Raw genomic sequence first — 12,866 nt, 5'->3', positions numbered from 1 at the left:
TTGATTTCGTTAAGGAATTTTTCATAGTTCGGCCACGGCGGGCCAGCCCGCTTCCTGCCAGGGACCAGCCGTCCGGTCATGTCCCGGACCTTCGCAATCCTCGCGGGCGAGGAAGGCGGACAGGCTGGTGGCGGGATCATCGGCAAAGGCCACACCCGTCTGGGCCAAGGCCGCGATCCGGTCCAGTCGGAAGGTGCGGAAGTCCTGCCGCAGCTCGCACCAGGCGCTGACCATCCAGCCTTCGGCAAAGCACCAGAGCGCCAGCGGGCGGATGCGGCGGTCCGAGGGGCGCGCCTCGCCGTCGCGGTAGGCCAGCCGCAGGACGTGCCGCTGTCGGATCGCCTCACGCAGGCTGCGCAGCGTGCGCAGGCTGGGCGGCGGTGGGCGGTGCAGGCTGAAGAACGGCGCATCGGCCAGCCGCCGCGCGCCGGGATCGGGCATGCCGGCCTGCAGCTTGGCCCGCACTTCGCGCGCGGCCGAGGCCAGGACCGGATCGCCCGCCCGTTCGGCAAAGGCCAGGCCCAGGGCCAGCGCCTCGACCTGGTCATGGGTGAAGGTCACGTTCGGCAGATCGAAGCCGGGGCGCAAGAGGTAACCGATCCCGGCCGCGCCCTCGATCGGCAGGCCAGAGCCTTGCAGATGCGCGATGTCGCGGTAGACGGTACGGGTGCTGACCTCAAGCCGCAGGGCAAGATCTTCGGCCCGGGCAACACCCCGGGTCCGCAGTTCCTGCACCAGTCTGAACAGGCGTTCGGCGCGGCGAATCCCATTGTCCTCCGATTGGCCCGGCCGCAAGCCTAGCACGGCCGGGCGCAAGGGTCAGGCGGCGGCGGTCGCTTCCAGTTCGACCAGCAGCGGCGGGATCGCCAGCCGGGTGACGCCGACGACCGTCATCGGCGGGGCCACGCCAAGCGCCCCGATGCGCTGGCCCAAGAGGTCGAAGTTGCGCAGCGCCGCGTCCACATCGGTCGCATAGACGGTCAGCCGGATGATGTCGGCCAGCCCCATCCCGGCGGCGTGCAGCACGGATTCCAGGTTGTCGAGCGCCAGGCCCAGTTGCGCCCGCATGTCGCCGGGATGCTGTGGCGCGCCGGTGGCATCGACGGCGGTCTGCCCGGCGCAGATCAACTGGCGGGTGATGCCGGTCAGAAGCTCGGCCTGATGGTAGCCCAGCGGCAGGGACCAGGGCCAGGGGTTGATGGGGGTGCGGTGCATGGAGGCTTCCCTTGCTGTTGTCAGTGCCGGGAAGAAACCACATTGCCCCTGACAGCGTGCTGTCAGGAGTGTTCGGGCGGCGGCGACGATTTTTCTGCGAAAAATCGGGTCCGGGGGCGCGGGAGGAGTGGGGAGGAGTGCTGCGATTTTTCGCAGAAAAATCGTGCCCGGTGTCAGGTGCCGGATTGGGTGGCAAGCCAGTCCATGAGCAGCGGGCGCGCGCTTTCGGCCCCTTCGGCACGGGCGCGGTCGATCACCGCGCGGGCTTCGGACAGGTTCACCCGGCGCAACAGCGCCTTGACCGGGCCGACCGAGGCCGGCCGCATGGACAGCGCGCGGAAGCCGATGGCGGCAAGGGCCAGCGCCTCGATCGGGCGGCCGGCATCCTCGCCGCAGAAGGAGAGGGGGGTGCCGGTCTCGGCGCAGCGGGCGACGATCTGTTCAAGGAAGGCGAGGAAGGACAGGTTCAGCGTGTCATAGCGGCGGCGGACCAGTTCATTCTCGCGGTCGGCGGCGAAGAAGAACTGTTTCAGGTCGTTGCCGCCGACGCTGATGAAATCGGTCAACTCGAAGAAGGCGCGCGGCGCATAGGCCAGCGAGGGGGTTTCCAGCATCGCCCCGATCTCGATCCGCTCGGGCACCGGGTGGCCGAGAGAGCGTTCGCGGTGCAACTCGCGCAGGACATGGGCGCGGGCGGCCTGGAACTCGCTGAACTCGGTGATGAGGGGGAACATGATGGTCAGGGGCCGCCCGGCCGCAGCCCGGATCAGGGCCTGGACCTGCATCCGCATCACGCCGGGCTTGTCGAGGCCGACACGAACCGCGCGCCAGCCCATGGCGGGGTTTGGCTCCTCGGGCGGCTTCATGTAGGGCAGGACCTTGTCCGAGCCGATGTCGAGCGTGCGGAAGGCGACGCGCTTGCCCTTGGCCGCGTCCATCACCCGGGCGTAAAGCCGGGCGAGTTCGGCGCGCTGCGGCATCTTGGAGCGGATCAGGAACTGCAGTTCGGTGCGGAAGAGGCCGACGCCATCGGCGCCAGAGCCTTCCAGGCTGGGCAGGTCGGCCATCAAGCCTGCGTTCATGTGCAGCGCGATGGTGGTGCCGCAGGTCGTGGTGGCGGGCAGGTCGCGCAAGGAGGCATAGCGTTTCTGCGCCTCGGCCTGCATGGCGATCTTGTCGCGGAAGGCGCGGGCGACGGTTTCCTCGGGGCGCAGGTGGACAATCCCCTGGTCGCCGTCGACCAGGATCGGGTCGCCGTTCAGCGCCTCGGACGTGACGCGGGAGGCGTTGATGACCAGCGGGATGGCCAGCGCGCGGGCGACGATCGCGGCATGGCTGCCGACCGAGCCTTCCTCCAGCACGACGCCCTTCAGCTTGCGGCCATAGTCGAGGAGTTCGGCCGGGCCGATGTTGCGCGCGACGAGGACCGGGTTTTCCGGCATTTCCGCCCCGGTGTCCTTGCCCTGGCCCGTCAGGATGCGGAGAAGCCGGTTCGACAGGTCGTCCAGATCCTGCAGCCGTTCGCGCAGGTATTGGTCCGGCACCTGTTCCATCCGGCTGCGGGCGGCGGATTGTTCCTTTTCCACCGCCGCCTCGGCCGAGAGGCCGCGCATGATGTCCTCTTCCATCCGGCGCAGCCAGCCACGGGAATGGGCGAACATGCGGTAGGCTTCCAGGACCTGCTTCTGGTCCTTGTCCAGTTGCTCGGCCTCCAAGAGGTCGTCGATGGATACGCGCAACTCGCCCACGGCGGCGCGGATGCGGTCGATTTCGGTCAGGGGGTCGTCGGCGACGGGATTGGTGACGACGACGCGGGGTTCATGCAGCCAGACCCGGCCCTCGGCCGCGCCTTCCTGGCCCGAGGAGCCGCGGAAGAGGACCGGCTGCTTGTGCAAGGCCTTCATCGCGCCGTCATCGCCGATGAAGGCGCCAAGTTCGGTCATCTCGGCCAGGACCATGGCGACGACGTCCAGGGCATAGATCTCGTCTTCCGAGAACTGGCGGGCGGTCTTGGACTGGACGACAAGGACGCCAAGTTTCTCGCCGACACGCTGGATCGGCACGCCAAGGAAGGAGGAATAGATCTCTTCCCCCGTTTCGGGCATGTAGCGAAAGCCCTTTTCGGCGGGCGCGTTTGCGGTGTTGACCGGCTGGCCCAGCCGCGCGACGCGACCGACCAGGCCCTCGCCCAGCTTCATCCGGGTCTGGTGGACCGATTCCTTGCGCAGGCCCTCGGTCGCGCACAGCTCCAGCGTTTCGGGGTCGCGGAACAGGTAGATCGAGCAGACCTCGGTCTTCATGCTGTCGGCGATCAGGTGGGTGATCTGGTCCAGCCGGTCCTGGCCCTTGCCCGGGACGGACAGCATGTCGCGCAGGCGGCGCAAGAGCTTGCGGCTGTCGCTTTCGCTGCGTTCCGGCATTCGGCGGCCCCTCGGGTTTTGACGTCCTTAGAGCATAGGTCGCGCGGAAGGGGAACACGGTTGATGCGCGGGCGGCGGGTCCGGGGGGCGGGTGCCTGAAACTTGGGCAGGGGGAACTGCCGGTGGGGGGCGCGCGTAAGGCTTGGGTCTGACAGGGGGAGCCAGCGGATGCAGAAGGTCGATGTTGCGGTGGTCGGGGCCAGCTTTGCGGGCGTCTCGGCCGCCATCATGCTGGCACGGGCGCGGCGGAGCGTGCTGGTGATCGACGACGGGGTGACGCGGAACCGGTTCGCCCATAGCTCGCACGGGTTTCTGGGCATGGATGGGGCCGCGCCGGCGGCGATCCGCGAAAAGGGGCTGGCCGAGGTGCTGGCTTATCCGACCGCCCGGCACATGGCGGGCCGGGTTACCGGGATCACGGGCCAGCGGGGGGCCTTCGTGCTGCAGGGGCCCGAAGAGGTGCAGGCCGAACGGGTGATCCTGGCCTTCGGCCAGCGCGATGTGCTGCCGGACATTCCGGGGCTGGCCGAGTGCTGGGGCCAGACGGTGGCGCAATGCCCCTACTGCCACGGCTATGAACTGGCGGACCGGACCACCGGCCTTTTGGCCGTGGACGCGATCCCGATGCACCATGCGGCACATCTTCAGGACTGGACCGATGATCTGGTTCTACTGGAAAACGGCGTGCCGCTGATGCCGGAAGAGGCCGAGAAGCTGGAGCGCCTTGGCCTGCGCCGCGCGGCGGGGCGGGTGGTGCGGGTGCATCAGTCCGAAGGTGCCATCGAGGCGGTGGAGCTTGACGGCGGCACCCGTGTCGAGATGCGGGCGCTGTATCTGGTCACCTGGCAAGAGCCGGCCTCGGACCTGGCCGAGGCGCTGGGCTGCGAAGTCGAGGAGACGCCGATGGGGCGGCATCTGAAGGTGGATGACCACCAGCGGACCAGCGTTCCGGGGGTCTTTGCTGCGGGGGACCTGGCGCGGCCCTTTCCGTCAGCCACGCAAGCGGCATCGACGGGCAACCGGGCGGGGGCGGCCTGCCATCAGGACCTGCTGGGGATATTGGAGTGAGGGGGTAGGGTGGGCGATATCGCCCACCTTACGCCCGGGCAAACAGCAACGTGCGGCGCGCGAACGATACCCGGGCAAAAGCGCGGGGCGTTGATGGGCCGTTTCATTGCGACTGAAGAAGGGGGGTAGGGTGGGCGTTATCGCCCACCTTACGCCGGTGCGGTGACGCAGCTTGCGGGATTACGCCTTGTCGAGTTCAAACGTGTCGTGCAGGGCCTGCACGGCCAGTTCCATGTACTTGCGGTCGATCAGGACCGAAATCTTGATCTCGGACGTGGTGATGACCTTGATATTCACGTTCTCGGCCGCCAGCGCCGCGAACATCTTGGCCGCGACGCCGACCTGGCTGCGCATCCCGATGCCGACGACCGAGACCTTGGCCACATCGCTGTCGGTGACCAGCGAGGTATAGGCGAAGGCGCCGGCGGCGGCGGCATCCTCGATGGCCTTTTTCGCGCGGTCCACCTGATTGGTGGGCAGGCTGAAGGTCATGTCGGTATGGGCGCGCTTGTCGCTGGGGTCGTCCAGTTCCGAGATGTTCTGGACGATCATGTCAACATTGACGCCCGCATCGGCAAGGGTGCCGAAAATCGCGGCGGCGACGCCGGGGCGGTCCTCGACCTTCAAGAGGGTCATCTTCGCCTCGTCGCGGGAATAGGCGACGCCGGACACAACTTTCGATTCCATGATTTCATCCTCGTCGCAGACCAGGGTTCCAGAGTTCTCGTCGACATCCTCGAACGAGGACACGACCCGCAGCCGCACCTTGTAGCGCATCGCCAGTTCCACGGAGCGGGTCTGCAGGACCTTGGCGCCGAGGGAGGCGAGTTCGAGCATCTCCTCGAAGGCGATCTTGTCCAGCTTGCGCGCCTTGGGGCTGATGCGGGGGTCGGTGGTGTAGACGCCATCGACGTCGGTGTAGATGTCGCAGCGTTCCGCGCCGAAAGCGGCGGCGAAGGCGACGGCGGTGGTGTCAGAGCCGCCGCGGCCCAGGGTGGTGATCCGGCCTTCGGCGCTGACGCCCTGGAACCCGGCGACGACGGCGACCTTGAAGCCTTCGGCGAACTTGGCGTCGATGTTTTCGCGCGGGATGCTGACAAAGCGCGCCTGGCCGTGGGCCGAGGTGGTGTTGATCGGCACCTGCCAGCCCTGCCAGCTGCGCGCCGGCACGCCCATTTCCTGCAAGCGCAGCGCCATCAGGCCGGCGGTCACGTTCTCGCCGCTGGACACCACGGCGTCGTATTCGCGGGCGTCGTAGAGTTTCGAGGTGGTTTCGACCCAGCCCACAAGCTCGTTGGTCTTGCCGGACATGGCCGAGACGATGACGATCACGTCATAGCCGCGCTCGACCTCGGCCTGGACTTTCTTGGCGGCGTTCTCGATCCGGGCGAGGTCCGCCACGGAGGTTCCGCCGAATTTCATCACCAGAAGCGGCATCCGCGCCTCCCCCATGGGCGTTCAAAACCTGGGCTTCTTATGCGCGGGTGCGCCCATGCGCAAGGGTCAGTCGAGGCGGTAGCCGATGGGTTGCAGGGGCAGGGGCGGGGCCTCGTCCAGGTGCGGGGCGAGGGAGATTTCGGCGGTGCGGCAGATCGCGTCGAGGGGCAGCGCGTTGGCGGTCAGGCCGAAGGGGTGGGCCAGTTCCTCGGTCACCTCGGCCAGGCCGAAGAAGGTGTAGGCGACGATGACGGCGAAGAGCGGGGTCAGCCAGCCGGTGGGTTCCAGCAGCGCGAAGGGCAAAAGGAGACAGTAAAGCCAGCTCGTGCGGAAGATGAGGAGGGAATAGACGTAAGGCAGCGGGGTAAGCTTGATCCTTTCGCAGCCCGCCTGGGCGAGTGCGATGGTGGAAAGGCGGGTGGAGAGGGTGCGGGCGCCGAAGCCGTCCATGCGGCCTTGGCGCAGGGCCTCGGCCAGGTGGGCGGCCATGGCGTCCAGGGTCGCGTCAGGGGTGGCGGTGGCGGTGTCGCGCAGGGCGGCTGCGTCGTTGGGCAGGCCACGCAGGACGCAGCGGTGCTGGTGCAGGAAGGCGCGCATCGCGGTGAGAAGGCGGCGGCGGTCGGCAGGGTCGGGTAGGAAGATCTCCGCCTCGCGCGACAGGGAGCGGGTATCGGCGAGAAGGCCGCCCCAAAGGCGACGCGCCTCCCACCAGCGGTCATAGGCGGCGTTGTTGCGGAAGCCGAGGAAGAGCGAGAGGGCGACGCCGAACACGGCCAGGGGCGCGGCCTGGACATGGGGCAGGGTCAGGACGTGGCGGTCGATGGCGACGATGGTGGTGGCGAAAAGGGCGACGAACAGGAGTTGCGGCGCGATATGCGGCAGGACCGAGCACCGGACGGCGAAGAGAAGCGCGAGGATCCCGGGCTTGTCGCGCAGGATCATGGCAGCGCGCGCCAGCCGATGTCGCGGCGGCAGAACCCGCCCGGCCAGTCGATGCGGTCGACCAGCGCATAGGCGGCGTCACGCGCCTGTTGCAAGGTCTCGCCCCGGGCGGTGACGTTCAGCACGCGGCCGCCGGTGGCGATGATCTGGGCGTCGCGCGTGGCGGTGCCGGCGTGAAAGACCATGTGGCGGCTGTCCTCGGGCAACTCCTCCAGGCCCCGGATCTGGGAGCCCTTGAGGTAGCCGCCGGGATAGCCTTGCGCGGCCATGACCACGGTCAGGGCGTGATCGTCTCCCCAGTTGACCTGGACCTGGTCCAGCCGGCCTTCGGCGGTGGCCAGCATCAGATCCAGCGCCTGCGCGCCAAGGCGCATCATCAGGACCTGACATTCCGGGTCGCCGAAACGGGCGTTGTATTCGACAAGGCGCGCTTTGCCGTTTTCGATCATCAGGCCCGCGTAAAGGACACCCTGATAGGGCGTGCCGCGCAGGGCCATTTCGGCGATGGTGGGCAGGACGATTTCCTCCATCGCCTGCTGTTGCAGCGCCTCGGTCAGGACCGGGGCGGGGGAGTAGGCCCCCATGCCGCCGGTGTTCGGGCCGGTGTCGCCGTCGCCGACGCGCTTGTGGTCCTGGGCGGTGCCGATGGGCAGGGCGTGCGTTCCGTCGGTGAGGATGAAGAAGCTGGCCTCTTCTCCGGCCATGAATTCCTCGATGACCACCTCGGCCCCGGCTGCGCCATATTCGCCGCCGAACATGTCGTCGATGGCGGCAAGGGCTTCGGCCTCGGTCATCGCCACGATGACGCCCTTGCCGGCGGCAAGCCCGTCGGCCTTGACCACGATGGGCGCGCCCTTTTCGGCGATATAGGCGCGGGCGGGGGCGGCTTCGGTGAAGCGGGCGTAACCGGCGGTCGGGGCGGCGCAGGCGTCGCAGATTTCCTTGGTGAAGGCCTTCGATGCCTCCAGCCGCGCGGCGGCGGCAGAGGGGCCGAAAGTCAGCAGGCCCGCCGCGCGGCAGGCATCGGCGACGCCGGCGGCCAGGGGGGCCTCGGGTCCGACGATCACGAAGTCGATGGCGTTCTCTTCGCAGAAGGTGACCACGGTGGCGCCGTCCAGGATGTTGATGTCGGCGCATTCGGCCAGCATCGCGATCCCGGCATTGCCGGGTGCCACGATCAGCCGGTCGCATTTCGGGTTCTGCTTCACCGCCCATGCAAGGGCATGTTCGCGGCCACCGGAACCCAGGATCAGGATGTTCATGGCCGTGCCCCCGCTTGGAAATCTGCTCTTCGCGTCATAGGGTCAGGTGGGCGGGGAGGCAAGCATGGACCCGGACGCAGGCCTTGGGATCGAACCGGACAACACCGCGGGCGCCAGGCGAAGGCCGCGGCCCTCGCTTCTGGTTCGGGGTCTGGAGATGGTGGGCCTTGGTCTGGTGATCTATGGGCTGGCGACGTCTGGCATCTGGCTGGCTGCGCTGGGCGGGGGGCTGATCCTGGGAAGCTATGCCCTGTACCGCAGGACGCACGGGTCTGGCCTGGACCGGGGACGCGGCGTTGGACCCGACGGCCCGGATGCAGCGGACGCAGGTGAGTAGTCGCCGGATCGGCCCTGCGACCATCTGACAACGGAACCCTGCGGAACGCGTTGACGTTGACTGGGCGATAATCCCAAACAGCAACGGAGCATCCCATGCCGAGCATTCAAGGCAAGCGCATCGCCATTCTGGCCACCGACGGGTTCGAACAGTCCGAGTTGGAAGTGCCGCTGAAGCATCTGCGGGCCGAAGGGGCCGAGGTCCATGTCATCGCGCCGAAAGCCGGCGAGATCACGGGCTGGGAGGGCAAGGACTGGGGTCGGCCGATCACGGTCGATGCGGCGCTATCCGGGGTCAGTGCCGGCGACTATGACGCGCTGGTGCTGCCTGGCGGCCAGATCAACCCGGACCTGTTGCGGGTGGAACCCGAGGCGATTGCCTTCATCACCGCGTTCTGGGACGCGGGCAAGGTGATCGGCGCGATCTGCCATGCGCCCTGGCTGCTGGTCGAGGCAGGGATCGTGCGGGGGCGCGAGGTGACCTCTTACGCCTCGATCCAGACGGACGTGAAGAACGCGGGCGGGATCTGGTCGGATGCCGAGGTGGTGACCGACAAGGGTCTTGTCACCAGCCGCAAGCCCGAGGATCTGCCGGCCTTCTGCGCCAAGCTGGTCGAAGAAATCGCCGAGGGCACGCACCAGCGCGCGGCGGCCTGACGCGTCCCCGATTATCCTGTCCGATTCCGGCGCTTCATCTTCGCGTCGGGATCGGGCATCAATGAAGCATGAGCGAGCTTTTCGAAGACGACGGTCCCCGACCCAGCGGCAACCAGCCGGAATACACCGTGTCCGAACTTTCGGGCGCGGTGAAGCGCGTGATCGAGGGCGAGTTCGGCCTTGTCAGGGTCCGGGGCGAGGTGGGGCGGGTGTCGCGTCCGGCCTCGGGGCATCTGTACTTTGACCTGAAGGATGACCGCAGCGTGATTGCCGCGATCAGCTGGAAGGGCCAGGTCGCGCGGATGCAGGTGCGGCCCGAGGAGGGGATGGAGGTCGTGGCCACCGGGCGGATGACCACCTTTCCGGGGCAATCGAAGTATCAGCTGATCGTCGATGACGTGGCCCCGGCGGGCGCGGGCGCGCTGATGGCGATGCTGGAGAAGCGGAAGGCCGCGCTGGGGGCCGAGGGGCTGTTTGATGCGGGCCGGAAGAAGCAGATTCCCTATCTGCCAAAGGTGATCGGGGTGGTGACCTCGCCCAGTGGCGCGGTGATCCGGGATATCCTGCACCGGCTGCGGGACCGCTTTCCCCGGCATGTGCTGATCTGGCCGGTGGCGGTGCAGGGCCAGGACTGTGCGGCGCAGGTGGCGGCGGCGATCCGGGGGTTCAACGCGATTGCGCCGGGTGGGCCCATCCCGCGCCCTGATGTGCTGATCGTGGCGCGGGGTGGCGGGTCGCTGGAGGACCTGTGGGGGTTCAACGAAGAGATCGTGGTGCGGGCGGCGGCAGGGTCGGCGATCCCGCTGATCAGCGCGGTGGGGCATGAGACGGATACGACGCTGATCGACTATGCTTCGGACCTGCGGGCCCCGACGCCCACGGCGGCGGCGGAGCTGGCGGTGCCGGTGCGGCTGGAGTTGCTGGCGGTGTTGGAGGCGCTGGGCGCGCGGCTGGTGCGGGGGGTGGGGCAGGGTGTGACCCTGCGGCGGCAAAGGTTGCGGGACCTGTCGCGGGCCTTGCCTCGGGTCGAGACGCTGGTGGCGACGCCGCGGCAGCGGCTGGATACCTGCGGGATGCGGCTTGGCTCGGGGCTTGGGCTGGCGGTCGCGAAGAAGCACCGCGAGTTTGACCGGGTGGCGGGGCGGCTGCAGCCTGCGGCGCTGCGGGGGCTGGTGGCGCGACAGCGGGACCTGCTTGGCGCGCGGGAGGAGCGGCTGGCCCGCGCGATCCTTTTGCGGCTGGAACGGCGGGGGGAGCGGCTGGAGGCGCTGGCGGCCCGGCTGGCCCCGGCGCTGGCGCGGATGCTGGGCGAGGCGGGGCGGAAGGTGGGCGACGGGCGGCGCGACCTGGCGCGGCTGGGCGACCGGCTGAACGCGGCGCCCCGGCAGCGGCTGGCCCGGCTGGCCGACCGGCTGGAGGCGCTGGACCGGACGCGGGTCACGCTAGGCTATGCCGAGACCTTGAAGCGGGGCTATGCGGTCGTGCGGGGGGACGGGGCGGTGGTCACTTCGAAAGCCGGGGCCGAGAAGGCTGCGGCGCTGGAGATCGAATTCCGCGACGGGCGGCTTCTGGTCGGTGGCAGGCCAGGCAAGAAGGGCCGGGGCGAGGGCGAGAGCGGGCAGGGGAGCCTGTTCTGACCGTCCGCGCCGGTCTGGTTCTGGCGGGCTGGTAACCACAGGTCCGAGTTTGCAGACCGGCGGGGCGACGATTTTTCTGCGAAAAATCTGATCTTTCGCAGAAAGATCGTGGCGGAGCGCGGTCAGACGCCGAAGAAGCCTTCGCAGGTCACCACCTCGTCAGCGGGTTGCAGCGTGATCGGCTCGCGGCTGCGGTCGCCGTTCAGCCAGGCCACCAGCCAGCCGCCCCGGTCGTGGTAGGTCCAGCAATAGGGGAAGGGTTCGCCCAGGTAGTCGAAGCAGATCATCTCGCCCTCGGCGCGCCAGGTGCCTTCCAGGCATTGCCCCGCATCGCGCCAGATCGCGCGGCGGCCGGGCAGGAAGGTTTCCACCCCGTAGCGGCCGGAGAGGTTGAGCGTGTCGAAGGTGCGGCCCTGGACGATGGCCTCGAAGTCCTGGGCCGAGAGCGGCGGGTCTGCCCCTTCCGCCTGGGCCGTCGGCGGCTGGAGCGTCAGGAGAAGGGCGAGGACGAGGGCGAGGACGGGAGCGGCGCGCATCAGACGCCGACCTCGGGGCCGAAGCAGGCCAGGGGGGCGGTCGTCTCTTCCAGGATCACCGGGGCAGCATCCGGGGGGCTGCCGCTGAGACGGGCGTGCAGGGCGGTGCCTGCGGCGGTGATCTCCCAGCAGACCGGGTCGGTGCGGCCGTCATAGAGAAAGCAGATCGCCTGGTCGTGCGCGTACCAATGGCCGGTCTGGCAGTCGTCGCCCAGCACGGTCCAGCGGACCTTGCGGCCGGGCAGGTATTGTTCGACCCCGTAGACCTGGCCGAACTCGGCCCAGGTCAGGGTGCGGCCCCGGGTCAGGGCGTCGAAGTCCTGCGCCGAAAGCGGTGTCTCGGCCATCGCGGGGCCGGTCAGCAGGGCAAGGGTGACGAGAAGGCGCATGGGCTGTCCCTGCGTTAGACGCCGACATCCGGTCCGGGACAGGCAAGCGGCCCGGCGGCAGGGGTGACGGTCTGGGGCGGATCGGCGGGATCGGCGGTCAGCGGGCTGGCGAGGACGGTCTGGCCGTCGCGCCAGAAGCGCCAGCAATGCTCGCCGGGGAGGTCCTGATAGACAAAGCACACGGCCCCCTCGCGGGGGAACCAGCGCCCCGCGCGGCAGGGCCCGTCGGCATCAGCGTCGGTCACCCGGCGGCCGGGGTGATAGGCCTCGCTGCCCCAGACCTGGCCGCCCACGGCATAGTCCAGGGTCTTGCCGGTGGCCCAGGCTTCGAATTCCTCGGGCGTCATCGGGGTCTGGGCTGCGGCGGGCGCGGCGAGGAGCGCGAGAAGAAAGGCGCGGCGCATCAGACCCCCACATCCGGGCCGGGGCAGGGCAAGGGGGTCTGGCTACGCTCGGCCTCGGTCAATTCGGCCCCGGGGGCATCGGCGATGGAGAGGGCGACCAGCCGCCCCTCGCGCAGCCAGAAGGTCCAGCAGGACGGGTTGGGGTCGTATTCGTAGACGAAGCAGATGAAGTCGCCTTCGGGATACCAGGTGCCGTACTGGCATTCATCGGGCGCGACCGACCAGCGGACCTTGCGGCCGGGAAGGTATTCCTCGACCCCGTAGACGCGGCCGAACTGGGTGTAGGTCAGGGTGTGGCCGGAGACATGCGTCTCGAAGTCCGGGGCCGAGAGCGGGACTTCGGCCAGCGCGGGGGTGGCGAGCAGCGACAGGAGGAGGACGGCGCGCATCAGTGGGTCCGGGGGCTGGGGGCGCCAGGCTGGCGCGGGTTGCGGACGCGGCGGTGCTTGAGCGGGGAGGTGCCGGGCAGCGGCCCTGGGTGGGGCTGACCCCTGGCCCGGGTGGCCGCTGGGGGTTGGTCGATGGCACCGACCACCCCTTGCGCAGCGCCTGTCGGCAGAGCG

Annotated in this window: 14 protein-coding genes; 4 read left to right on the top strand and 10 right to left on the bottom strand. The window is 68.9% G+C overall.

Annotation, left to right across the window (positions count from 1 at the left end):
• Nucleotides 1-21: 21 nt before the first annotated feature.
• The 3 genes from CXR42_RS05685 to ptsP form a co-directional block, all read right to left on the bottom strand.
• Nucleotides 22-804 carry a helix-turn-helix transcriptional regulator gene (locus CXR42_RS05685; protein ID WP_281256710.1) on the bottom strand — a complete coding sequence of 261 codons (783 nt, stop codon included), beginning with the start codon at nucleotides 802-804 and terminating at the stop codon, nucleotides 22-24.
• Nucleotides 805-819: 15 nt separating this feature from the next.
• Nucleotides 820-1,215 carry a RidA family protein gene (locus CXR42_RS05680; protein ID WP_103256479.1) on the bottom strand — a complete coding sequence of 132 codons (396 nt, stop codon included), beginning with the start codon at nucleotides 1,213-1,215 and terminating at the stop codon, nucleotides 820-822.
• A gap of 173 nt (nucleotides 1,216-1,388) precedes the next feature.
• A complete protein-coding gene (ptsP, locus tag CXR42_RS05675; RefSeq protein ID WP_103256478.1) occupies nucleotides 1,389-3,635 on the bottom strand; it encodes a phosphoenolpyruvate--protein phosphotransferase in 2,247 nt (748 codons plus the stop codon).
• Between the two features lie 168 nt (nucleotides 3,636-3,803).
• On the opposite strand from ptsP, the gene CXR42_RS05670 reads away from it, so the two are divergent.
• Nucleotides 3,804-4,703, top strand: coding sequence for an NAD(P)/FAD-dependent oxidoreductase (locus tag CXR42_RS05670; protein WP_103256477.1), 900 nt, complete (start codon nucleotides 3,804-3,806; stop codon nucleotides 4,701-4,703).
• A gap of 180 nt (nucleotides 4,704-4,883) precedes the next feature.
• On the opposite strand, the gene CXR42_RS05665 is transcribed toward CXR42_RS05670, so the two are convergent.
• The 3 genes from CXR42_RS05665 to purD all read right to left on the bottom strand — a co-directional run bounded on the left by CXR42_RS05665 (nucleotide 4,884) and on the right by purD (nucleotide 8,344).
• On the bottom strand, nucleotides 4,884-6,140 hold the full coding sequence (locus tag CXR42_RS05665) for an aspartate kinase (protein WP_103257043.1): 1,257 nt from the start codon (nucleotides 6,138-6,140) through the stop codon (nucleotides 4,884-4,886).
• Nucleotides 6,141-6,206: 66 nt separating this feature from the next.
• Nucleotides 6,207-7,082, bottom strand: coding sequence for a bestrophin family protein (locus tag CXR42_RS05660; RefSeq protein ID WP_103256476.1), 876 nt, complete (start codon nucleotides 7,080-7,082; stop codon nucleotides 6,207-6,209).
• Nucleotides 7,079-8,344 carry a phosphoribosylamine--glycine ligase gene (gene purD / locus CXR42_RS05655; RefSeq protein ID WP_103256475.1) on the bottom strand — a complete coding sequence of 422 codons (1,266 nt, stop codon included), beginning with the start codon at nucleotides 8,342-8,344 and terminating at the stop codon, nucleotides 7,079-7,081. Before purD ends, CXR42_RS05660 begins: the two co-directional genes overlap by 4 nt.
• 64 nt (nucleotides 8,345-8,408) lie before the next feature.
• On the opposite strand from purD, the gene CXR42_RS05650 reads away from it, so the two are divergent.
• The 3 genes from CXR42_RS05650 to xseA all read left to right on the top strand — a co-directional run bounded on the left by CXR42_RS05650 (nucleotide 8,409) and on the right by xseA (nucleotide 10,974).
• On the top strand, nucleotides 8,409-8,681 hold the full coding sequence (locus CXR42_RS05650) for a hypothetical protein (protein WP_103256474.1): 273 nt from the start codon (nucleotides 8,409-8,411) through the stop codon (nucleotides 8,679-8,681).
• Nucleotides 8,682-8,776: 95 nt separating this feature from the next.
• A complete protein-coding gene (locus CXR42_RS05645; RefSeq protein WP_103256473.1) occupies nucleotides 8,777-9,337 on the top strand; it encodes a type 1 glutamine amidotransferase domain-containing protein in 561 nt (186 codons plus the stop codon).
• 68 nt (nucleotides 9,338-9,405) lie between these two features.
• Nucleotides 9,406-10,974: an exodeoxyribonuclease VII large subunit gene (gene xseA, locus CXR42_RS05640; RefSeq protein WP_103256472.1), complete on the top strand. Its 1,569-nt coding sequence runs from the start codon at nucleotides 9,406-9,408 to the stop codon at nucleotides 10,972-10,974.
• Nucleotides 10,975-11,096: 122 nt separating this feature from the next.
• Here the strand turns inward: xseA and CXR42_RS05635 are convergent, their stop codons facing one another.
• From CXR42_RS05635 to CXR42_RS05620, 4 genes are read right to left on the bottom strand one after another with little or no spacing between them, the layout of a single operon-like run.
• Nucleotides 11,097-11,510, bottom strand: coding sequence for a hypothetical protein (locus CXR42_RS05635; protein ID WP_103256471.1), 414 nt, complete (start codon nucleotides 11,508-11,510; stop codon nucleotides 11,097-11,099).
• On the bottom strand, nucleotides 11,510-11,899 hold the full coding sequence (locus CXR42_RS05630; RefSeq protein ID WP_103256470.1) for a hypothetical protein: 390 nt from the start codon (nucleotides 11,897-11,899) through the stop codon (nucleotides 11,510-11,512). The genes CXR42_RS05635 and CXR42_RS05630 overlap by 1 nt, the downstream gene beginning before the upstream one ends.
• 14 nt (nucleotides 11,900-11,913) lie before the next feature.
• Nucleotides 11,914-12,303: a hypothetical protein gene (locus tag CXR42_RS05625; protein WP_103256469.1), complete on the bottom strand. Its 390-nt coding sequence runs from the start codon at nucleotides 12,301-12,303 to the stop codon at nucleotides 11,914-11,916.
• Nucleotides 12,303-12,692, bottom strand: a complete 390-nt coding sequence (locus CXR42_RS05620) for a hypothetical protein (RefSeq protein WP_103256468.1) — start codon at nucleotides 12,690-12,692, stop codon at nucleotides 12,303-12,305. The genes CXR42_RS05625 and CXR42_RS05620 overlap by 1 nt, the downstream gene beginning before the upstream one ends.
• Nucleotides 12,693-12,866: the final 174 nt, after the last annotated feature.

Source organism: Tabrizicola aquatica, from assembly GCF_002900975.1.
Classification (GTDB): domain Bacteria; phylum Pseudomonadota; class Alphaproteobacteria; order Rhodobacterales; family Rhodobacteraceae; genus Tabrizicola; species Tabrizicola aquatica.
Note: the sequence above shows the minus strand (reverse complement) of the source record. Positions and strands in the feature narration are given on the sequence as shown.